The organism is Undibacterium sp. GW821-FHT11H02 (assembly GCF_058808015.1).
In genome coordinates, this window is the sequence record NZ_JBXARG010000001.1 from 304857 (window position 1) to 327286 (window position 22430).

Sequence of the window (22430 nt, forward strand, 5' to 3'; positions counted from 1 at the left end):
CTGGGCTCCTTTAAAGTTGGGAAGAGATTATTGCAAAAATTCTGTGAGGTCAACGCTGCACTCAGAGCACAACGATCAATCCACCTCTTAAAAAATACTTGCGATAATCGCTTACATTAGCGCGATTTCTTATTTTACTGCCGACACGACAACTACTGCTCTTAAAAAAACGGGCCTTGCGGCCCGTTTTCTTTTAAAGCTTGCTTACGCTTGTTTAGCAGCAGCAACTTGCGCCGCCACTTCTGCAGCGAAGTCATCTTGCTTCTTCTCAATGCCTTCACCAACCACGAACATTGTGAAAGCCTTCACAGATGCGCCAACAGATTGCAACATTTGCTCTACTGTTTGCTTGTCATTTTTCACGAAAGGTTGATTCAACAAAGAAACTTCTTTCAAGAATTTCTGCACTGCACCGTCAACCATCTTAGTCACGATATCCGCTGGCTTGCCAGATTCAGCCGCTTTTTGAGATGCCACAGAGCGCTCTTTTTCGATCAATTCTGCTGGAACTTGTTCAGTAGACAAAGACACTGGCTTCATCGCAGCGATATGCATCGCAACGTCTTTACCAACTTGGTGATCAGCAGCATCGAACTCGACAACCACGCCAATGCGTGTGCCATGCAAGTAAGAAGCAACTTTTGCTGTTGTTTCAAAACGCTCGAAACGACGGATAGACATGTTTTCACCGATCTTACCAATCAAACCAGCGCGCACGCTTTCAACCGTGCCACCTTCCAATGGCAAAGCAGCCAAAGCAGCCAAATCCGCTGGATTTGCTTCAGCGATCAATTTTGCTACTTTATTTGAGAAAGCGATGAAATCATCATTCTTAGTCACGAAGTCTGTTTCACAGTTAACTTCAACCAAAGAAGCGATGCCGTCAGCTACAAAAGAAGCAACTACGCCTTCCGCAGTAATACGAGAAGCTGCTTTAGAAGCTTTGCTACCCAATTTAACGCGCAAAATCTCTTCCGCACGCTCCATATCACCTTCAGCTTCCGTCAATGCTTTTTTGCATTCCATCATTGGAGCATCAGTCTTTGCACGTAATTCGCCCACCATCGCTGCTGTAATTGCTGCCATGTTTTTCTCCTAATTCATTGCACCACAAAGATGCACATTTCAATATAAATTCGATTTAAAAAAAGGGGCAAACACGCGTTGGCCCCTTTTTTACTTTTCAATCGCCGCGCTTATAGAAAAGCACTGGCGCGAAATTAAGCCTGTTCTACCTCAACAAACTCGTCGTTTGGCTTAACCGCTTCAAGCACTTCATTCACTGCATTGGCACGGCCTTCCAAAATTGCATCTGCTACGCCACGAGCGTACAAAGCAATCGCTTTAGAAGAGTCATCATTGCCAGGAATGATGTAAGTAACGCCAGCTGGAGAATGGTTAGTATCAACTACGCCAATTACTGGAATACCCAATTTAGCAGCTTCAGTGATCGCGCCTTTGTGATAACCAACGTCAACCACGAAAATTGCATCAGGAACGCCGCCCATATCTTTGATGCCGCCGATAGATTTTTGCAACTTAATCATTTCGCGCTCAAACATCAACGCTTCTTTTTTAGACAACTTCTCTACAGAACCATCTTGCACAGATGCCTCCATATCTTTCAAACGCTTGATGGAAGTTTTAACTGTTTTAAAGTTAGTCAACATACCACCCAACCAACGTTGATCAACGAAAGGCATACCAGCACGGTTTGCCTCAGCAGCGATCAATTCGCGCGCTTGACGCTTAGTACCAACCATCAAAACCGTACCACGGTTAGAAGATAATTGGCGGATGAATTTCATTGCTTCTTGATACATCGCCAATGTTTTTTCCAAATTCATAATATGGATTTTATTGCGATGACCAAAGATGTACGGTGCCATTTTTGGATTCCAAAAACGGGTCTGGTGACCGAAGTGAACACCAGCTTCTAACATTTCACGCATTGTTACAGACATAATAACTCCAGGGTTAGGTCTTGAATCGAGTCAGTGATTCCTCTGCTTATTGAACTACAAGAGAAACACCCTTTTCGACCAGATTCGATCTTTAAGAAACAAACATATTTAATACTGCTTTTGATTAGCATGCAATTTATTCAAGCTAACCATCTATTCTAACCTGAAACCATCACTTTGATCAAGCAAGGAGACGAACTCAAGCAACTTCCGGACTTTGCTCCCGCCTTGATTATGCAAAATATCAAAAATAAATTCGTAAAAAATAGCCTTATTTCTATAGCGAAGACAGCGCGCTTGTTACTCCTCGTCTATAATTCACGATTAACTCCCCTAACTTCCCCATATACTTTCTGATTGCTGAGAACGCATGTCAACTATTTCTATTAAAACTGCTGAAGATATCGCTGGCATGCGCATTGCCGGTCGCTTAGGATCTGAAGTGCTTGATTACATCACGCCATTTGTCAAAGCTGGCGTCACTACTGGCGAACTCGATCGCTTGTGTCATGAATACATGACCAATGTGCAAGGATCAATTCCCGCACCACTGAATTATTGCCCACCTGGCTATACACCCTATCCAAAAGCGATTTGCACTTCGGTCAACGATGTCATTTGTCACGGCATTCCTGGTGACAAAGTATTGAAAAATGGCGACGTGGTCAATCTGGATATTACAGTCATTAAAGACGGCTATCATGGCGACAATAGCCGCATGTTTTTCATCGGCGAACCATCGATTTTGGCAAAACGTTTGAGCGAAGTTACTTACGAATGCATGTGGCTAGGCATACAACAAGTTAAGCCAGGCAATCATTTAGGTGATATTGGCCATGCCATTCAACAACATGCGGAAAAAGCAGGCTACAGCGTGGTACGCGAATTTTGCGGCCATGGTATTGGGAAAGTTTTCCATGAAGAACCACAAATTCTGCATTACGGTCGCCCTGGTACTTTAGATGAGTTAAAACCAGGCATGATCTTTACTATTGAGCCTATGATCAATGCAGGTCGTCGTGAAATTCGTGAGATGAACGATGGATGGACTATTAAGACCAAAGATCGTAGCCTGTCAGCACAGTGGGAACATATGATTTTGGTGACGGAAACTGGCTATGAAGTTTTAACCTTATCCGCTGGCTCGCCACCACCACCTGCATTCATTACCAAACAAGTCACTGCACAAGCCACAGCCTGATGAAAACAGCCATCGCGAATGCCATGGCTTTCAAAGCAAAGCTTAAGGCCGAACAGCAGATCATCATTCAATCCTTCAAGGATAAACCGAAGGCTGAAATTCTACTCAAAGATTTGTGTCGCTGCGTCGATGCCAACCTAAGTGAAATTTGGAAGAGCTTTAATTTTCCAAAAGAACTCGCTTTAGTGGCCGTCGGCGGCTATGGTCGTGGGGAACTATTCCCCTACTCCGATGTTGATGTCCTAATTCTTCTAGCAGATCATCCGGACAAAGCGCTACGAGAAAAACTCGAGAGCCTGGTGCAAATATTCTGGGACATCGGTCTGGATATCGGCCATAGCATACGCACGATAGACGAATGCATGACCGAAGCAGCGGCTGACATCACTGTCAAAACAGCATTGCTCGAAGCGCGATTGCTGGCTGGCAGCCGGAATAGTTTTCGTGAGCTGAAAACTCGCTACGATGAAGCGATGAATCCTCAACAGTTCTTCCAAGCCAAGCTTTTGGAATTACATCAACGCCACATCAAGTACGAAGACACACCTTACAGCCTGGAACCGAACTGCAAAGAAAGTCCTGGTGGACTGCGTGATTTGCAAGTGATTCTATGGGTTGCCAAAGCTGCCAAGCTCGGTGACTCTTGGGCAGAGCTCGCAGCACGCGGCTTGATCACGGCGACCGAAGCTCATCAACTCAAACGCAATGAGCGTGCATTCAAAGACATACGTGTACGCCTACACATACAAGCCGGTCGGCGTGAAGACCGATTGGTGTTTGATCTGCAAAACGCGATCGCCGCGACCTTTGGATTCGAGACTACCGAATCACGTCGCGCTAGCGAATATCTGATGCAGCGCTATTATTGGGCAGCAAAAGCAGTCACCCAACTTAATACTATCCTATTACAAAATATTGAAGCTGTATTATTTCCACTTCCCCATCAAGCACAAGCAATCAATCCGCGCTTTAATGAGGTAAATGGACTCATCGATATTGCAGAAGAAAACGTATTTGAACAAACACCTTCAGCGATGCTGGAAGTGTTTTTATTGTTGTCACAGAACGCAAATCTGAAAGGCATGACGGCCAAAACTTTGCGCGCTTTATGGCATGCCCGCAATCTGATTGATGCAGAATTTCGTCACGATATTTTCAATCGGGGCACTTTCCTACAAATTTTGCAGTCACCACGTGGCATTACGCATGTCCTGCGCAGCATGAATCAAACTAGCATTTTGGGGCGTTACCTGCCCAACTTCCGACGCATCGTCGGGCAAATGCAGCATGATTTATTTCATGCCTACACGGTTGATCAACATATCTTAATGGTAGTGCGCAACCTGCGCCGCTTCACCATGACTGAGCATGCACACGAATACCCATTCTGCAGCCAGTTGATGGCCAATTTCAATCAACCTTGGGTGCTTTACATTGCCGCTTTGTTTCATGATATTGCAAAAGGACGCAACGGCGATCATTCCGTACTTGGCATGGCAGATGCCCGTAAATTTTGCTTTGATCACGGCATTTCCAAAGACAATACTGAATTGGTGATTTTCTTAGTACAGCAGCATTTAACGATGTCTCAGGTAGCGCAAAAGCAAGATTTATCCGATCCAGATGTGATTCAGGCATTTGCCGATTTGGTGAAAGATGAACGTCATCTGACCGCCCTATATTTACTCACAGTTTGTGATATTCGCGGCACCAGCCCTAAAGTATGGAATGCTTGGAAAGGTAAGTTACTAGAAGACTTATACAAAATCACATTACGCGTACTTGGTGGCGAGACACCTTCAACCGACCGTGAATTAAAGAATCGCCAAGAAGAAGCTCTCAAAGCATTACGTTTAGTCGGCATAGAAAATAACGCACATACCAAGTTGTGGGATGAGCTCGACATCGTCTATTTTCTACGCCATGACGCCTCCGACATTGCATGGCAGACTCGTGTGCTGCACGACAAAATTAGTAGCTCTGTACCCATAGTGAAATGCCGCGTGGCACCGATCGGTGAAGGCTTACAAGTCACCGTTTATTTACGCGATCAAGCTGACCTATTTGCAAGGATCTGCAATTATTTTGATAGTAAAAATTTTGCGATTCTGGATGCAAAAATCCACACAACAAAAAGTGGTTATGCGCTCGATACTTTTCTAGTCACCGAACCGGCATTTGCCAGCAATTATCGCGACATCATTAATTTGATCGAACATGAGTTAGCAGAAGTCCTGGCGAAGCAAGTTCCATTGAGCACACCGAATCAAGGCCGTTTATCACGTTTGTCGCGCAATTTTCCTTTGGTGCCAACGGTAGAATTACGCCCCGATGATAAAGGCCAATACTTCCTGTTATCGATCTCCGCGAACGATAGGAACGGTTTGTTATACTCAGTCGCAGGCGTACTAGCCAAATATAAAATCAATCTACACACGGCCAAAGTAATGACGCTGGGCGAACGAGTAGAAGATGTATTTTTGGTCGATGGCGCAGCTCTACATAACCCTAAAAATCAAATTCAATTTGAATCTGAATTACTAGATGCACTGCGCATTTAAATGAACAACCAGAATCAATAAAAAGAAATATCAGCTATGACAGAACAATTAAGACTCTCAAAACGCATGTCCGAATTAGGACTGTGTTCACGCCGCGAAGCAGATGAATGGATCGCTAAGGGTTGGGTACGCGTAGACGGCAAAGTAGTGTCCGAATTGGGCAGCAAAGTCTTTCCTGATCAAAAAGTCACAGTAGAACGTCAAGCCGCAGCCGAGCAATCGAAGCGCGTAACGATACTTATCAACAAACCAGTCGGCTATGTCAGCGGGCAAGCGGAAGATGGTTATGAACCTGCGATTGCTTTAGTCAAAGCGGAAAATCGCTGGAGTGAGTGCAAAGTCGAAAACGAATTTCACCCGACGCAATTGCGCAGCCTGGTACCGGCAGGTCGTTTGGATATTGATTCAGTGGGCTTGTTGGTACTGACACAAGATGGCCGCGTCGCCAAGACCTTGATTGGTGAGAATACCGACGTGGAGAAAGAATATTTGGTGCGCGTCGAATACACCAAGCCAGGTAAATTACCCGCCGGCGATTTGCGTTTACTCAATCACGGCTTAAGTTTAGATGGGAAAAAACTGATTCCTGCAAAAGTACGCTGGATGAATGAAGACCAACTACAGTTCATCCTCAAAGAAGGCAAGAAACGCCAGATTCGCCGCATGTGTGAAATGGTGGGATTGCGGGTAGTTGGATTGAAACGTGTGCGTATTGGCAAAGTGCGTCTTGGGCATTTGCCTGAGGGACAATGGCGGTATTTGCGGGATGATGAGCCGTTTTGATTTTTGGTTTGTTGAGAGCTTTATGAAGGAGCTGGCTTTGTTTGCCGCTCCTTTTTTTCTGGAGACCATTAATTCCTAATGGTTCAAAGTTCACACACTTTTTTGATCTTCACTCTAGCTCGTCGTTTACAGGTCGGGTGTGGCCCGACAGCCAAGCACCTTTTTTTCTTCGCCAAAAAAGGTGCTCCAAAAAAGGCGACCGTAGACTCGCCCCTGCGGGGTGCTTACGCTACGCTCCAGCATAATTTGTGCGTCACAAAAAATGGGAAAGTGTTGAAACTCGCTTCGCTCAGACAACAACACTTTCTTATCCATTTTCTGTGAAGCACAAATTACATCGTCTCAAACGGGGTAGATCAAAAGCAAAGTCAAAACATACGGTCGCCAACTGATAATTGAAAAAGTGCATGGCCGTTCAGGCTGATTGTTTTGTTGTTGGTGTTGCTTTTGAATTTGTTTTTGAACTTCATCCACTTCTGACACTGCCAATTGTGCGGGGCAGAAAATGGATAAAGAAAGCCTTGTTGTTTGAGCGTAGCGAGTTTCAAGGCTTTCCCATTTTTTGTCCTGCACAATTGGGAAGCCGAAGGCCAGTAGCAGCGTGGTCGCCTTCTTTTGCTTACTTTTCTTGGCGAAGCTCTCCATGTCAGGATAGATGTCGCGTCCACATAAATGGAATCCACCGGAGAGCGGAATTGAGAATATGATGAAACAAGTACGTTACACAGCAGAACAAAAAGAATGGGCTATCGAACAAATGATGGTCCCAATTAACCGAGCGGTGGTTGAACTAGCCAAGGCAACGGGAATCACGACGACGACACTGCGAGTTTGGCAGAAAGAAGCGAGAGTAGAAGGAAGAATTGTGCCCGGAGACAGCAAATCAAGCGACCAATGGAATAGTGCAGACAAGTTCAAGATTGTGCTGGAAGCAGCCAGTTTAAGTGAAACTGAATTGTCTGCATATTGCAGAAGAAGAGGCCTGTATGTGGAGCAAATCAGAGAATGGCGCCTGGTTTGTGAGCAAGCCAATGAGTCATTAGTACAAACACGGCCTAGCGCTAGCCAAACAAGACGGATTAACGAGCTAGAACGTGCGCTACTCAAACAAGGAAATCGATTGGCAGAATCGGAGGCCTTACTGGATTTAAGAAAAAAAGCCGAGGCGATCTGGGGAAAGGCAAAGGAAGAATGATAGCCACCTCAGATCGCCTCAATGCCCTGCAACTGATAGACCAAGCAGTCACGGCTGGCGCAGTCAACACCTCGCCTGCGAATTGCTAGGACTCAGTGAGCGCACAGTACAACGCTGGCGACACACGCCCAAAGACAAACGAACTGACACGATCCACCCAAGTCCGGCAAATAAGCTCTGTGAGGAAGAGCGTACGATTTTGTTAGCAACAATCAACCTACCTGAATATGCCAGCCTAACGCCACACCAAATCGTGCCCAAATTGGCAGATCAAGGCATTTATCTGGCATCGGAATCGAGCATTTATCGAATCATGAAAGCAGTGGGGCAAGGACAACGACGAGGGCGTAGTAAGCCCCCACAGAAACGTCCGCTGACGACACATCAAGCGAGTGGTCCGAATCAAGTATGGTGCTGGGACATTACCTGGCTACCGACGACAGTGAAAGGAAAATTCTTTTACTGGTACATGATGAAAGACATCTACAGCCGCAAGCTAGTGGTCAATGAAGTGCATGAAAATGAATCATCAGAACATGCAAGCCACCTGCTATGGCGAGGTTGTCTGCGTGAACAGATCGCGGGAAAACCATTGGTACTTCACTCAGACAATGGAACAGCGATGCGAGGCGCCAACATGCTATCGGCCATGTACGATTTGGGCGTGGTGCCCTCATTTAGTCGTCCCCGAGTAAGCAATGACAACGCCTATGCAGAAGCCTTATTTAAAACGGCAAAATACTGTCCACAATGGCCAGAAAGGCCGTTTGATACACTGGAAGCAGCCCGCCTCTGGGTCACGCAATTTGTTGATTGGTATAACGAACAGCATTGCCATAGCGCCTTGAAATACCTGACGCCAGGACAACGCCATCGTGGCGAATCGAGTGCCTTGTTAGCACAACGGACGATGGTATATCAACTCGCACGGCAAAGGCATCCTTTACGCTGGTCAGAAGGAACGAGAAACTGGAAGTTAAATGACAGCGTCTACCTCAATCCAGAAAAAGCAAAAGCGCAAGAAAAGGATTATATGAAAGCAGCATGATTTGAAATTTAAGCGACAAGTACCTTGACACATACCGGAAGCAAGAAAAGTGAGTGGCTGTCGGACCACACCCGACCTACAGACAATAATTCAACCGTAAAATTAATACGAATCAAAAAACTTCAATCATCCTCACCAGGATCCAACTCAGGAAACAAAACCTCAGTAAACCCAAACTGCGTCAAATCCTTAATCCGCATAGGATACAAAACTCCATTCAAATGATCCGTCTCGTGCTGCACCACCCGCGCATGAAAACCATCCACATCACGACTGATCTTTTGACCATATTGATCAAAACCCTCGTAACGCAATTGACTCCAACGTGGCACTAAACCTCTCATGCCCGGCACTGACAAACATCCCTCCCAAGCATCATCCATCTCATCCGATAAAGGCGTCAACACAGGATTGATCAGCACGGTTTCAGGCACGTTCGGCGCGTCGGGATAACGTAAATTTTTCTTGAAACCGAAAATCACTAATTGCAGATTGATGCCAATTTGCGGCGCAGCCAGGCCAGCACCATTGGCATGCTGCATAGTCTCAAACATATCCGCAATCAACTGATGCAAAGCGGGTGTATCAAATTCATGGATGGCATCTGATACTTTGAGTAAGCGCGGGTCACCCATTTTTAAAATTGGATAAATCATGGCTACCTATCTCCCGTTGGTATCAATAACAATTACTTAGAATCCATCAATTCATGCAAATATTTGGCAAATGCTTCGCCCACATCGGGATGCTTTAAGCCGAGTGCAACACTGGCTTTGAGGTAACCTAATTTAGAGCCGCAGTCATACCGTTTCGCGTCGCAGCGATAGGCAAACACGGGTTCATCTTTGAGCATTGCCGCGATTCCATCGGTCAATTGAATTTCACCACCAGAACCCTTGCCCAAATTTTCCAAATAATTGAAAATTTTCCCTGACAATACATAACGACCCGCTACCGCTAACGTCGATGGTGCCTCTTCTGGTTTTGGTTTTTCGACGATGCCATGCATGCGTTCTAAATTCGCTTTATAGGGTGAACCGCTAACGATACCGTATTGATTGGTAAACTCACGCAAGACATCTTGCACCGCGACGATGCTGCCACCCTCTTGCGCATACAAATCTGCCATCTGCGCAGTGACACCTTTTTGTCCGGGACGTACATCCATTAGATCGTCGGCCAACAAGACTGCGAATGGTTCGTCGCCAACTACTGGACGAGCGCACAGTACAGCATGCCCTAAACCCAAAGCAGCTGGCTGACGGATATAAATACAATTAATATTACTCGGAATGACGCTGCGTACGATGTCTAACAAAGCATGTTTACCAGCCGCTTCTAGTTCACTTTCTAATTCATAGGCTGTATCAAAGTGATCTTCAATTGCACGCTTATTGCGCCCTGTGATGAACACCATTTCGGTGATCCCTGCTTCTACCGCTTCTTCCACTGCATATTGAATCAAGGGTTTATCAACGACAGACAGCATTTCTTTAGGTTGTGCTTTTGTCGCAGGTAAAAAACGACTGCCAAAACCAGCTACAGGGAAAACGGCTTTTTTAATTTTCTGCATGGATATCTCTCACCAATTTTTTTACTTGTTATATTTTTTCTTAACTTGCCGTGTTGCTTTGTTGGGCTATACTTTGTTCGGCGCCAACCGACTATTCACTGCTATTTATTGCAAAGCGCGAGTAATTCTTCTTCCGTCAAAACTGCGACACCCAGCTCCCGAGCTTTTAATAATTTACTGCCAGCATCTTCACCAGCAACGACATAACTGGTTTTCTTGGAAACGGAACCAGCCACCTTGCCGCCATTTTTTTCGATCAAAGCACCCGCCTGTTCGCGGCTCAAGGTCGGTAAAGTGCCGGTCAAGACTAAAGTTTTGCCAGCAAACACGGCCGTACTTAAATCCAATTTTTCTATCACGGGCCAATGAATTCCAGAAGCAATCAACTGATGCACCAACTCGACATTAAAAGGATCAGCAAAAAAACGAATAATCGATTGTGCGACAACAGGCCCTACATCGTTCACTTGCAGCAATTGCTCTTCGCTCGCTGCCATCAATGTTTCCATATCGGCGAAGCTCAATGCTAAATCTTTTGCAGTCGACTCACCAACGTGGCGAATTCCCAGCGCATATATAAATCGAGGTAAGGTGGTTGACTTAGAATTTTCAAGAGCGTCCAGCACGTTCTGCGCCGATTTCTCTGCCATACGATCGAGCTCAGCTAATGCCATCAGACCCAATTTATAAAAATCTGCCGCAGTTGTCACCACATTCTTATCGACCAATTGCTCAATCAATTGTTCGCCCAAGCCTTCGATATTTAAAGCTTTACGTGATGCAAAATGGAACAAACCACCTTTACGCTGCGCAGCACATTTAATCCAACCACCAGAGCAACGGGCAATCGCTTCGTCTTCTAATTTCACAATATCAGAGCCGCAAATCGGGCATTGCTTTGGCAATACAAACACACTGGTTTGTTCTGGGCGTTTTTCAAAAACAGGTGCAACGACTTCAGGGATCACATCACCAGCACGCCTTACGATAACGGTATCACCAACACGCACATCTTTGCGTTGAATTTCTTCTTCATTGTGCAATGTTGCATTGGTCACCGTCACACCACCGACGAACACTGGCGCTAAACGCGCAACCGGGGTAATCGCACCAGTTCGACCAACCTGCACTTCAATGTCGAGTACTGTCGTTAATGCTTCTTCCGCTGGAAATTTATGTGCAATCGCAAAGCGCGGTGCGCGAGACACAAATCCTAAAGTTGCTTGTTGATCGAAACGATTAACTTTGTAAACAACGCCATCAATTTCGTACGGTAATTGCGCGCGCTTTTCTTGTATGTTGCGATAAAAATCCAGTAGCCCTGGCGCACCTTTAACCAAAGCTTTTTCTTCACAGGTAGGAACACCCATGCTCTGATACCAGGCGAGCAAATCGCGATGGGAAGTGGGCAAATCAGCGCCTTCTAACAAGCCAATTCCGTAAGCAAAGAAACGCAAATTTCGCTGTGCCGTGATTGTCGAATCGAGTTGACGCAAGCTACCCGCCGCGGCATTCCGAGGATTAGCAAACTCCTTCGCGCCCAGATCACGCTGACGTTGATTCAGCTTATCAAAATCAGATTTGAACATCAAAACTTCACCGCGCACATCCAAAATTGCAGGTGGATTTTCACTGCGCAATCGTAATGGCACACTACGAATTGTGCGGATATTTTCAGTTACATCCTCACCTGTATAGCCATCACCACGAGTCGCCGCTTGTGTGAATATGCCATTCACATAGCGCAAATTAATCGCCAAGCCATCAAATTTTAAATCTATCGCATATTCAATATCTTGACCACTGAGTTCCAATCCCTCGCGCGCACGACGGTCGAACGCAATCACATCTTCGTCCTCAAATCCATTATTCAAAGACAGCATCGCTACCGCATGTTGAACTTGTGAGAATTCCGGCAATACCGCACCGCCCACTCTCAGCGTGGGGCTGTCGGTCGTTTTTAATTCTGGATGTTGCGCCTCTAAGGATTGCAATTGCTGAAAAAGCTTGTCGTATTCAGCGTCGGGTATCGTGGGGGCATCGAGTGTGTAATAGTTATAGCCATGTTGCGTTAACTCACGACGTAAGCGCTGTGCTAATTCAGGCAATGACTCTTCTACCTGCCCGGTTTGCTGTGCGACATTGCCGGCAAATAAATCATTTTGCATGATAAAACGCTCTACTCAATTAACTAAACAGGCGCTTGGCACGACGTGAGCCGGCAGGAATTTCAGCCACCGCCATCGCATTGCAAAACTCGCGCACCTGGTCGGCAATTTCAGCTAAAGCCTGATCAGAAATTGGATTATTTCCATCATCAACTACCGTGCCACCTAGACGCGATGCTAAGGAGCGCGCGCATTTTGCCATGACGCCAAAACCTTCTAAATCTGGCGCCACACAAGGTACATCCAGCAACAAAGTTAATTTTGAGGTGACGGTCTCACTGGCACTGACATTGGTGGATAAGGTGAACAAATTGCCGACATCACCATCTGGCATGACCAAGCGGCCATCAGGGCGCACATCAAAGCCTTGTTTCTCCAAAGCGCCGAGTAAAGTGGCGATATCCCAAGGCGCACCGTTGGATAAGACGTTGACGCTCAGTTGTGCGTCGTGCTCAGCTACGAATTGATGCAATTCGCGCGCATTTGACATCACTCGATTCATATCAGGTACATCGGAATGGGCATTGAGGCGATCAGCGATCTCGCGCAATTTACTAACGAATTCAGAATATTCCAATTCATTTAGCGGCCCACTACGACTGACCATTTGCACGCCAGCAAACAGCGCAGTATAAACGCCACCATGCGCAATTTCATCGCGTTTTCCATCGTGCGTTAAACCAATAAAATGGACAGGCTTACGCCCTACATATTTCAATTCACCAATTTCTTTAAGCAACTTCTCGCCACGAATCGGCGCTTCGAATTCAAGCGGAATAACGCAGTCGATCAAATCATCGACAGACAATTCTTTGCCATACACGGTGGCATCAAAGTCGGGCTTGGTGTTATGAACCTGATCAGCGTTAAAAGTGTTCGAACCTGGGTCTTGGCTTATGTCACTGATATCACTCAAATCGTCTTGATTGAATTGCGGTTCTTGGCGAATCAAATCCGTATCATCACGCGCACTCATCAAGACATCATCATGTCCGCCAGAAAACGCCCGATCAACACTTTTTCGTGCGCGATATTCTTGCCATTTGCTATAAACGTAAACCACGACGACAAATGCCACACCTGCCGCGATCAAACTTAATTGAAAATCCGTCATACTGCCTAACCCTCACCAACTAAACTTGCCGCCGATTCCATATCGACCGCAACGATTCGAGAAACCCCCTGCTCTTGCATGGTGACGCCGATTAATTGTTGCGCCATTTCCATTGCAATCTTATTGTGGGAGATAAATAAAAATTGTGTATTGCTAGACATACGTTTCACCATATTACAGAAACGTTCTGTGTTTGAGTCATCCAGCGGTGCATCGACCTCATCGAGTAAGCAGAATGGCGCCGGATTTAATTGGAACATCGAGAACACTAAAGCCGTCGCTGTCAATGCTTTTTCACCACCCGACAACAGATGAATCGTCGCGTTCTTTTTACCTGGCGGTTGCGCCATGACCTGCACACCAGAATCAAGAATTTCGTCGCCCGTCATAATCAATTTTGCCTGACCGCCACCAAACAAAATCGGGAATAATTCAGCAAAATGATGATTCACGCGATTGAAGGTATCTTGCAATAAATCCCGTGTCTCAATATCAATTTTTTGAATTGCATCTTGCAAAGTTGTGATCGCTTCGGTCAAATCAGCGTACTGCGCATCGAGGAAAGTTTTACGTTCAGTTGCCTGCGCTAATTCATCCAAGGCCGCTAAGTTCACTGCACCAAGCGCTGCAATCGCATTGCTTAAACGCGTGACCTCGCCTTGCAAATATGACGGCTTCAGATCATCGTGTAATTTATCTTCTAGCGCGGCTTCATCAACTTCAAAATTACGCAATTGTTCTTCAAATTGTTCTTGATTCAAACGGGCTGCTTGTTCTTTCAATTGCAATTCAACGATGCGATCACGTTGCGGTTGCAAGCTGCGCTCAACTTGCATTTTCGATTCTTCTGCATGACGCAGTTTTTGCGTTAATTGATCGAGCTCATGACGTGCGTCTGCCAAGACACGTTCTTGATCGCTACGTTTTTCTAATAAGGTTTGCAAACCAGCATGGGCGGTCTGCTCATCCATACTTTCTAATTCAAGCTGGCCTTGCTGCATATTCGCAAATAATTGCGAAGATTGTTCTAAGGCAGTGGCGATATTGCGTTTGAGTTCTTCCATTTTGACGCGATGCGTTTTTTCGGCAAAACTCGCCTCTTGTGCTGCCAATTCCAGATCACGCAAACGGGAACGGGCGTCGTTCAAATGCTGTTCTTTTTCGAGGAAGGCTGTCTGCCCATCTTCATGTGTTTCCTGCATTTCAGCCAGGGCGATATCGAGCTCTTCAAACTTCGCTTCCGACTCTGTGCGTGCGGTTTGTTGTTCTTGCTCTTGCTCTGCGATTTCAGCCAAATCTGCATGAATCTGTGTACTACGTTGATTGAAGCGCTCCTGCACTTCAGCCAATTTCATGTATTCGATTTGCAGACCGTGAACCGCTTGCGTTAAACCAGCAACACGTACGCGTAACTCTTGCAAAGCTTGAGTCGCCTGACTCAATAAAGCTTCGGCACGCACCGCACGGGTTTTTCCCTCATCAGCCAACAGATGCTGAGCACGTGCTTGTTTAGTGATGTTTTCAATTTCTTGCTGACGCGCGAGCACACCATCTTGTTCAGAATCTGCAGCGTAAAAACGCACGCTATTCGCACTGATTAAATGACCTTCTTTAGTAATGAAACTCGCGCCTGCTGGCAACTTCGCACGCTCGACAAATGCCGTCGGCGCATCCGGCGCGATGTATACATTGTGCAGCCAATCTTGCATGACGCTACGGACACCAGCATCATTGAGTTGCAATAAACTCAGTAGTGGCTTGAGCCCTTCTACCATTACCACGGGTGCGATGACTTGCGGCGCATATAGGGCTAATTTCGCTGGTGGCGCGTCATTAAAAAAAGCTTTCGCCCATTCCAAATTCGACATTTCCAAAGCGGAAGTACGCTCACGCAATATGGATTCCAATGCGGTTTGCCAGCCGTTTTCTATCTGCACTTTTTGCCATAATTTCGGCAATTTCTCTAATTCATGTTTCGCCAGCCATGGCTGAACTTTGCCCTGGCTTTCGACTTTTTCCTGTAAGGATTTCAAAGCCGCCAAACGCGCATCGAGTTGCGCTGATTGCGTTGTATCTTTGTTGACTTGCTCTTGTGCGGAACGGCGGTCTTCTTCCAACTGTGGCAAACGCTCTTGCGCTTCTTCCAGTTGCATCGTCGTTTCTTCTAACATCTGCTTTTTTTCTTCTAGTTGCAGAGCCAGGTTTTGTAAATGCGACGAGTCCGGAATGACCAAGCCTTGCTTCTCTTGATTCAGACGTTCACGGCGTACCGCTAAGGTATTCAGAATATTCGAGGCATTACGTTGATGCGCAGATTCGAGCTCGATCTGCTGTTGCATCTGCATGATTTTGGCGCGTGACTCGGTCGATTTGAGTTGCGCATCACGCCAGACTTGTTCGAGTGCCGGAATTTTTTCGTTTTGTTGCGCTACCGTCTCTTGCGCTTGTTCACTACGCATCGCCAATTCTTCGACATGCATTTCTGCATCGGACAAATCATCTTGGAATTGTTGGCCTTGACGCTGCCATTGATCGCGCTGGGCTGACAGAGAATTTAATTGCGATTGCAAACGTGCGCGTGATTCTATGACGAATTTAATCTGCGCTTCTAAACTACCGATTTCTGCATTAGTCTGGTACAAATTGCCCTGCGCCTGATGCATCTTGTCACCGACTGCATAGTGCGCCTGACGCATTTGATCGAGTTCTAATTCGACATGGCGTAACTTGGCCGTTTGTTCTTCCAGATCCAGCTGGCATTTTTCGATTTCAGCAAAATACTTTTTCTGCTCGGTTGCCGCTTCGCGCTTGCGTAGCATCCACAATAGCTTTTGCTTTTCTTCCTGATCTGCTTGTAAAGAGTGATATTTATTGGCGACGACAGCCTGCGCTTCAAGTTTTTCTAAATTATTGTTTAACTCACGCAAAATATCTTCGACACGTACCAAATTTTCGTGGGTGTCGTGAATGCGATTTTCGGTTTCGCGGCGACGCTCTTTATAACGTGACACACCCGCGGCTTCCTCCAAGAATACGCGCAGTTCTTCTGGACGTGACTCAATAATGCGAGAAATCATGCCCTGACCGATAATCGCGTAAGCGCGCGGCCCCAGACCAGTGCCTAAGAAAATATCTTGAATATCACGGCGGCGCACCGGCTGACCGTTGATGTAATAAGTTGAAGTACCATCGCGCGTCAGGGTACGTTTAACGGCGATCTCGGCGTATTGACTCCACTGCCCTGCCGCTTTACCTAAACTGTTATCAAAAATCAATTCAACCGAAGAGCGCCCAGCAGGCTTACGATGCGTAGAGCCATTAAAAATAACGTCTTGCATGGATTCGCCACGCAATTCAGAAGCTTTTGATTCGCCCAAAACCCAGCGCACGGCATCGATAATATTCGATTTGCCGCAGCCGTTCGGACCAACTACACCGACTAATTGGCCAGGAACATGAAAGTGAGTGGGATCTACGAAGGATTTAAATCCAGCTAATTTAATAGAAGTTAAGCGCACGTTATTTTTATTTATCGATTTTTAGACCAAGATGCACACAATCAACCCGCTTACATCACGCTAACAATACGCCTTGCATTTTTGCAAAAGTTTCATATTAGGTGATAATTAATTCAACATTCAACTTACCATTCCAACAAGTAAGACCGCACATCATAACATTCTGCAGGCCTAGTTTTACAGATTTTGACAGACTGACGACGCTAAAAAACGCAGACCTTGACAGTTTATTTAAAGATTAGGCTGAACTTCCCCGAACTTGCTTCCTTAGCCTAGTACAAGCACGGCTATAATAGGAGTTTATTGGCGTCACTGTTTTTTTGGTTTTCACTCGCAAAAAAACGCATAAGCTTGCTATTGAAGACGCAATTGCCATATTCTTAAGTTTTAATTTTAGATCTTACCTTTCTCCGTATTTTTAAGCGAATTTCTCCGTGAATCCCAATTTAGAAAAACTACAAGCTTATCCGTTTGAAAAATTGAAACGCCTGTTTGCTAGCATTACCCCCAATCCCGATTACAGCGCTATCAGTCTGGGACTTGGCGAACCTAAGCATGCCACGCCACAATTAATTAAAGATGCATTGATTGCCAACTTAAATGGCTTGGCCAATTATCCATCGACCAATGGCGTGGAAGGATTACGCGTGGCAATCAGCAATTGGCTGGCGCAACGCTATGGCATTCCTGCTTTGGACGCAGCAACACAGATTTTGCCCGTAAATGGCTCACGTGAAGCCCTATTTTCATTGGCTCAAGCAGTAATTGATCCAAGCAAGAATAGCCACGGCGCACCTATCGTGATGTGCCCAAACCCGTTCTACCAAATTTATGAAGGTGCCGCCTATTTAGCTGGCGCTGAGCCCTATTTTGCGAATGCCAATCCAGCAAAAAATTTCGCCCCCGATTTTAGTCAGATTCCAGAAGCCATCTGGCAGCGCACGCAATTATTATACGTATGCTCCCCCGGCAATCCAACGGGCGCAGTACTAACGCTCAATGACTGGGAAGAATTATTTCATTTATCGGATCGCTATAATTTTGTCATCGCAGCGGACGAATGCTATTCCGAGATTTATTTTGGTGACACTGCGCCACTAGGCAGCCTAGCAGCAGCGCGCGCTTTAGGTCGCAATGACTATCCACGTTTGATCACATTATCGAGTCTCTCCAAACGTTCCAACGTTCCTGGCATGCGCTCAGGCTTTGTGGCTGGCGATGCCAACATTATCAAACAATTTTTGCTATATCGCACTTATCACGGCGGCGCGATGTCGCCTAGTATCCAAGCTGCTTCAATCGCTGCGTGGAATGACGAACAACACGTCGTTGAGAACCGTGCTTTATACGTGAAGAAATTTTCACAGGTCACCCCTGTTCTCCAAGAAGTGCTTGATGTAGATTTACCTGACGCTGCTTTTTACCTTTGGGCGGGCGTGGACAAGCACATTCAAATCTCTGATACAGAGTTCGCGCAAGGTCTTTACCGAGACTATAATGTGACAGTTTTGCCTGGCAGCTTTTTAGCGCGCGAGGCGCATGGCATCAATCCTGGTAGCAACCGAATTCGGATGGCCTTAGTGGCCGAGGTCGAGGAGTGCATGGAAGCTGCACAGAGAATCGCTACTTACACCCGCCAACTCATACTAGCCCACCAGGCTTAGACAAGATTTAGATTTCGGTTTTCAATTTTTGTTATCTTTCACTTTACTCAAATAACGTCATGACACAGCAATTACAAAACATCATCGATCAGGCATGGGAAGACCGCGCTAGTTTTTCACCGAAAAATGCACCTGCAGAGCTACGTGAAGCCGTCGCGCATGTCCTCGAGCAACTTGACTCTGGCAACTTACGCGTCGCGCAAAAAATTGAAGGCGCATGGCATGTCAATCAATGGGTAAAGAAAGCGGTGTTACTGTCTTTCCGCCTGGAAGACAATATCGTGATGCCATCTGGTGAGCACATGCAATTTTTTGACAAAGTGCCGACTAAGTTTGCTAATTACACTGCAGAAGATTTCGCTAAAGGTGGCTTCCGCGTCGTACCACCAGCGGTCGCACGTCGTGGTAGTTTCATCGGCAAGAACGTCGTGTTGATGCCGTCTTATGTCAACATTGGAGCCTATGTCGATGAAGGTGCGATGGTTGACACCTGGGCGACAGTCGGCTCCTGCGCACAAATCGGTAAGAACGTTCATTTATCTGGCGGCGTCGGCATTGGTGGCGTATTGGAACCTATGCAAGCAAATCCCACCATCATTGAAGATAATTGCTTTATCGGCGCACGTTCAGAAGTCGTCGAAGGTGTAATCGTAGAAGAAAATTCTGTGATTTCTATGGGCGTGTATATCGGCCAATCCACTAAGATTTATGATCGTGCAACTGGTGAAGTCACCTATGGCCGTATCCCCGCAGGTTCTGTTGTCGTCTCTGGCAATTTACCTTCAGCTTGTGGCAAATACAGTTTGTATTGCGCTGTCATCGTGAAGCGAGTTGATGCGCAAACGCGATCCAAAACTAGCATTAATGAATTACTGCGCGGCGCATAAGCAGGTATTTTGCCAATTTAACCGTCATAAAGCAAAGTCATAATATCGAACAATAAGGTTTAAACCTTCTATCTTCACAGAGGAATTATCATGGCAATGGATCGTTTGTTTCAATTGATGAAGGAAAAGAACGCATCGGACATGTTTTTCGCGATGAATTCGCCGATACATTTAAAAATCAATGGCAATCTCCTCCCCATCAATCAACAAAAGATGGACGAAGATAATATTATGACTTTGCTGGCAGAGGTCCTTTCTGCCGAACAGATCGCGCAGTACAAGCGGGATAATGAACTCAATGTAGGTATCGGTATGGCGGGTGTTGGTCGTTTCCGCTTATCGGCCTTTAGACAACGCGGCTCTACTTCCGCAGTGTTTCGTTTTGTTCCAGGAAATATTCCCGCCTTCGCGAGCTTGCACTTGCCGCCTGTGCTTTCTGAACTAGTCATGGAAAAGCGTGGTTTAATTTTAGTGGTGGGTGCGACCGGCTCAGGTAAGTCAACCTCAATTGCCTCCATGCTTGATTATCGCAATGAGACAAAGACTGGGCACATCCTGACTATCGAAGACCCTATTGAATATCTGTTCCGAAGTAAGAAATCGATTGTCAATCAACGCGAAGTAGGCACCGATGCTGACAGTTTAAAGACCGCTTTGCGTAATTCCTTACGCCAAGCACCAGATGTAATTTTGATCGGTGAAATTCGTGACTTGGAAACCATGATGGCAGCGATTGCCTACGCCCAGTCGGGTCACTTGGTGGTGGCAACTCTGCATGCAAATAATAGTTATCAGGCATTGAATCGCATTATCAGTTTCTTTCCAATCGAGAATCGCAGTGCCTTACTTTTGGACTTAGCCTCTGCGATCAAGGCTATCATTTCGCAGCGACTAATCAAGGCCATTGATGGTGGTCGCTGTCCTGCCGTTGAGATCATGCTCAATACTCGGTATGTAGCGGAATTGATTGAACAGGGTAATATTTTCCAGATCAAGGAAGCGATTGAAAAGAGTTTGGCGCCAGGATCCCAGACTTTTGAACGCGCATTGCTGCAATTAATTAAAGACGGTTTGATTACACAAGAAGAAGGATTGGCCAACGCGGACTCTGCGAATAACTTATTATGGTTACTCAACAATGACACAGCTTTAGCCCAGAAAGCACAGGCCGAGCCAGAGCCAGAACACCACACCGAAGCCACGTTTACTGAATTTAATTTGAATATGTAATTATGAGTGCATCAAGCCGCATCACCTTATTTGGCATCCCTAACTGTGACACAGTCAAGAAAGCTCGTACTTGGCTAGAGCAGGAGGCAATTCCCTTTTCTTTTCACAATTTTAAAAAAGACGGTTTGAGCCAGACACAAGTAGAAATCTGGTTACAAAAAATCGATCTTAATACCCTAATCAATCGCAAAGGCACGAGCTGGCGTGCACTAACAGAAGAACAAAAGTCTCAGGCTGACAATGAAGCCGAAGCGATTGCTTTACTGTTAGCCAATCCTTCGCTGATCAAACGCCCGGTCTTACAAATTGATGCCAATGAACACCAACATGTGGGTGTAGGCTTCAATGATCAACAGTACCAAATTATTTTTAAAGAAACCAAGTTTTCATGAGTAAAACTCTCACCCTCACTGAGCAACTAATTGCATTAGATTCTGTTACACCAGAAGATAAAGGCTGCCAAAACACATTAATTAAATTATTAACTCCCTTAGGTTTTACGTGCGAAACCATACAATCTGGGGAAGTCACCAATTTGTGGGCTCGTCGCGGTAACACACAGCCACTCGTCGTGTTCGCGGGTCACACCGATGTGGTTCCGACCGGACCAGCCACTCAATGGCAATCCGAACCATTTGCGCCCACACATAGAGATGGTAAATTGTTTGGCCGTGGCGCAGCGGATATGAAGACGTCAATTGCCGCATTCGTGATTGCCACCGAAGAATTCGTCACCGCCCATCCTGATCATCCTGGCTCCATCGGCTTTTTAATCACCAGCGATGAGGAAGGCCCAGCTACAGATGGCACCGTGGTAGTTTGCAATAAACTCAAAGAACGCGGCGAGCAACTTGATTATTGCATCGTGGGTGAACCGACTTCCAGCGAGGTTCTTGGTGATACCATTAAAAATGGTCGACGCGGCACCATGTCTGGCAAACTAACCGTTAAAGGAATACAAGGTCATATCGCTTATCCACATCTCGCAAAAAATCCTATCCATTTAGCTGCGCCTGCAATGGCAGAATTGGTGAATGAAGTATGGGATCAAGGCAATGACTACTACCTGCCAACCTCATGGCAGATGTCGAATATTCACGGCGGCACGGGAGCTTCGAATGTTATACCGGGGGAAATAGTAATTGATTTTAACTTCCGTTTTTCCACAGCCAGCACGGCTGAAGGTTTGCAACAACGTGTGCATGCCATTCTCGACAAGCATCAACTCAATTACGACTTAAAGTGGACCGTAGGTGGCCATCCTTTCTTAACACCAAAAGGAAATTTGAGTGATGCCCTGGCCCAAGCAATCTTGGATGAAACTGGGGTGACCACAGAATTATCGACCACGGGCGGCACTTCAGACGGCCGCTTCATCGCAAAAATTTGCCCACAGGTTGTCGAATTTGGACCACCGAATGGCAGCATTCATAAAATTGATGAGCACATCGAAGTGCGTTACATCGATCCACTCAAAAACATCTATCGCCGTGCGCTGGAAAATCTTTTACTAAACTAGAATTA

Annotated in this window: 17 protein-coding genes; 9 read left to right on the forward strand and 8 right to left on the reverse strand. The window is 46.0% G+C overall.

Features of this window, described 5'->3' with window-relative positions; all coding sequences use genetic code 11:
* Positions 1–204: 204 nt before the first annotated feature.
* Positions 205–1086 carry a translation elongation factor Ts gene (gene tsf / locus AC1RR2_RS01330; protein WP_493220496.1) on the reverse strand — a complete coding sequence of 294 codons (882 nt, stop codon included), beginning with the start codon at positions 1084–1086 and terminating at the stop codon, positions 205–207.
* A gap of 134 nt (positions 1087–1220) precedes the next feature.
* Positions 1221–1964, reverse strand: a complete 744-nt coding sequence (rpsB, locus tag AC1RR2_RS01335) for a 30S ribosomal protein S2 (protein ID WP_493220497.1) — start codon at positions 1962–1964, stop codon at positions 1221–1223.
* A gap of 370 nt (positions 1965–2334) precedes the next feature.
* Between rpsB and map the strand changes: the two genes are divergently transcribed.
* The 3 genes from map to AC1RR2_RS01350 are packed head-to-tail and all read left to right on the forward strand — an operon-like array spanning position 2335 to position 6509.
* On the forward strand, positions 2335–3165 hold the full coding sequence (gene map, locus AC1RR2_RS01340) for a type I methionyl aminopeptidase (protein ID WP_493220498.1): 831 nt from the start codon (positions 2335–2337) through the stop codon (positions 3163–3165).
* A complete protein-coding gene (locus AC1RR2_RS01345) occupies positions 3165–5726 on the forward strand; it encodes a [protein-PII] uridylyltransferase (RefSeq protein ID WP_493220499.1) in 2562 nt (853 codons plus the stop codon). Before map ends, AC1RR2_RS01345 begins: the two co-directional genes overlap by 1 nt.
* Positions 5727–5762: 36 nt before the next feature.
* The gene (locus tag AC1RR2_RS01350) at positions 5763–6509 is read left to right on the forward strand and encodes a pseudouridine synthase (protein WP_186942314.1); all 747 of its coding nucleotides are present in this window, start codon (positions 5763–5765) and stop codon (positions 6507–6509) included.
* A gap of 342 nt (positions 6510–6851) precedes the next feature.
* Here AC1RR2_RS01350 and AC1RR2_RS01355 read toward each other — a convergent pair whose 3' ends face one another.
* Entirely contained in the window at positions 6852–7154 is a 303-nt protein-coding gene (locus AC1RR2_RS01355; protein ID WP_493220500.1) for a hypothetical protein, read from the reverse strand.
* 61 nt (positions 7155–7215) lie between these two features.
* Between AC1RR2_RS01355 and AC1RR2_RS01360 the strand changes: the two genes are divergently transcribed.
* A protein-coding gene (locus AC1RR2_RS01360; protein ID WP_493220501.1) for an IS3 family transposase occupies positions 7216–8752 on the forward strand; the annotation gives its coding sequence in 2 pieces (ribosomal slippage) (positions 7216–7683 and positions 7685–8752; 1536 coding nt in all).
* A gap of 122 nt (positions 8753–8874) precedes the next feature.
* Here AC1RR2_RS01360 and def read toward each other — a convergent pair.
* The 5 genes from def to smc form a co-directional block, all read right to left on the reverse strand.
* Positions 8875–9408 carry a peptide deformylase gene (gene def / locus AC1RR2_RS01365; RefSeq protein ID WP_493220502.1) on the reverse strand — a complete coding sequence of 178 codons (534 nt, stop codon included), beginning with the start codon at positions 9406–9408 and terminating at the stop codon, positions 8875–8877.
* Between the two features lie 32 nt (positions 9409–9440).
* Entirely contained in the window at positions 9441–10325 is an 885-nt protein-coding gene (gene galU, locus AC1RR2_RS01370; RefSeq protein ID WP_493220503.1) for a UTP--glucose-1-phosphate uridylyltransferase GalU, read from the reverse strand.
* Between the two features lie 101 nt (positions 10326–10426).
* Complete coding sequence (gene ligA, locus AC1RR2_RS01375) at positions 10427–12493, reverse strand: NAD-dependent DNA ligase LigA (RefSeq protein ID WP_493220504.1); 2067 nt, start codon at positions 12491–12493, stop codon at positions 10427–10429.
* A 19-nt stretch (positions 12494–12512) separates the two neighbouring features.
* Positions 12513–13607, reverse strand: a complete 1095-nt coding sequence (locus AC1RR2_RS01380) for a cell division protein ZipA C-terminal FtsZ-binding domain-containing protein (protein ID WP_493220505.1) — start codon at positions 13605–13607, stop codon at positions 12513–12515.
* Positions 13608–13612: 5 nt separating this feature from the next.
* Entirely contained in the window at positions 13613–17125 is a 3513-nt protein-coding gene (gene smc / locus AC1RR2_RS01385) for a chromosome segregation protein SMC (protein WP_493220506.1), read from the reverse strand.
* Between the two features lie 434 nt (positions 17126–17559).
* On the opposite strand from smc, the gene dapC reads away from it, so the two are divergent.
* The 5 genes from dapC to dapE all read left to right on the forward strand — a co-directional run bounded on the left by dapC (position 17560) and on the right by dapE (position 22425).
* The gene (gene dapC, locus AC1RR2_RS01390) at positions 17560–18789 is read left to right on the forward strand and encodes a succinyldiaminopimelate transaminase (protein ID WP_493220507.1); all 1230 of its coding nucleotides are present in this window, start codon (positions 17560–17562) and stop codon (positions 18787–18789) included.
* Between the two features lie 59 nt (positions 18790–18848).
* Complete coding sequence (gene dapD, locus AC1RR2_RS01395) at positions 18849–19676, forward strand: 2,3,4,5-tetrahydropyridine-2,6-dicarboxylate N-succinyltransferase (protein ID WP_493220508.1); 828 nt, start codon at positions 18849–18851, stop codon at positions 19674–19676.
* Positions 19677–19766: 90 nt separating this feature from the next.
* On the forward strand, positions 19767–20906 hold the full coding sequence (locus AC1RR2_RS01400; protein WP_493220509.1) for a PilT/PilU family type 4a pilus ATPase: 1140 nt from the start codon (positions 19767–19769) through the stop codon (positions 20904–20906).
* Between the two features lie 2 nt (positions 20907–20908).
* Entirely contained in the window at positions 20909–21298 is a 390-nt protein-coding gene (locus tag AC1RR2_RS01405; RefSeq protein WP_493220510.1) for an arsenate reductase, read from the forward strand.
* The gene (gene dapE, locus AC1RR2_RS01410; RefSeq protein ID WP_493220511.1) at positions 21295–22425 is read left to right on the forward strand and encodes a succinyl-diaminopimelate desuccinylase; all 1131 of its coding nucleotides are present in this window, start codon (positions 21295–21297) and stop codon (positions 22423–22425) included. The genes AC1RR2_RS01405 and dapE overlap by 4 nt, the downstream gene beginning before the upstream one ends.
* The last annotated feature ends 5 nt before the right edge of the window (positions 22426–22430 follow it).

Bases quoted from the DNA above. Each gene is read 5' to 3' on its own strand.
- dapE (WP_493220511.1), top strand. From the start codon at position 21,295: ATGAGTAAAACTCTCACCCTCACTGAGCAACTAATTGCATTAGATTCT.
- AC1RR2_RS01350 (WP_186942314.1), top strand. From the start codon at position 5,763: ATGACAGAACAATTAAGACTCTCAAAACGCATGTCCGAATTAGGACTG.
- tsf (WP_493220496.1), bottom strand. From the start codon at position 1,086: ATGGCAGCAATTACAGCAGCGATGGTGGGCGAATTACGTGCAAAGACT.
- AC1RR2_RS01400 (WP_493220509.1), top strand. From the start codon at position 19,767: ATGGCAATGGATCGTTTGTTTCAATTGATGAAGGAAAAGAACGCATCG.
- map (WP_493220498.1), top strand. From the start codon at position 2,335: ATGTCAACTATTTCTATTAAAACTGCTGAAGATATCGCTGGCATGCGC.
- AC1RR2_RS01380 (WP_493220505.1), bottom strand. From the start codon at position 13,607: ATGACGGATTTTCAATTAAGTTTGATCGCGGCAGGTGTGGCATTTGTC.
- galU (WP_493220503.1), bottom strand. From the start codon at position 10,325: ATGCAGAAAATTAAAAAAGCCGTTTTCCCTGTAGCTGGTTTTGGCAGT.
- dapD (WP_493220508.1), top strand. From the start codon at position 18,849: ATGACACAGCAATTACAAAACATCATCGATCAGGCATGGGAAGACCGC.
- AC1RR2_RS01355 (WP_493220500.1), bottom strand. From the start codon at position 7,154: ATGGAGAGCTTCGCCAAGAAAAGTAAGCAAAAGAAGGCGACCACGCTG.
- ligA (WP_493220504.1), bottom strand. From the start codon at position 12,493: ATGCAAAATGATTTATTTGCCGGCAATGTCGCACAGCAAACCGGGCAG.
- def (WP_493220502.1), bottom strand. From the start codon at position 9,408: ATGATTTATCCAATTTTAAAAATGGGTGACCCGCGCTTACTCAAAGTA.
- AC1RR2_RS01405 (WP_493220510.1), top strand. From the start codon at position 20,909: ATGAGTGCATCAAGCCGCATCACCTTATTTGGCATCCCTAACTGTGAC.
- rpsB (WP_493220497.1), bottom strand. From the start codon at position 1,964: ATGTCTGTAACAATGCGTGAAATGTTAGAAGCTGGTGTTCACTTCGGT.
- AC1RR2_RS01345 (WP_493220499.1), top strand. From the start codon at position 3,165: ATGAAAACAGCCATCGCGAATGCCATGGCTTTCAAAGCAAAGCTTAAG.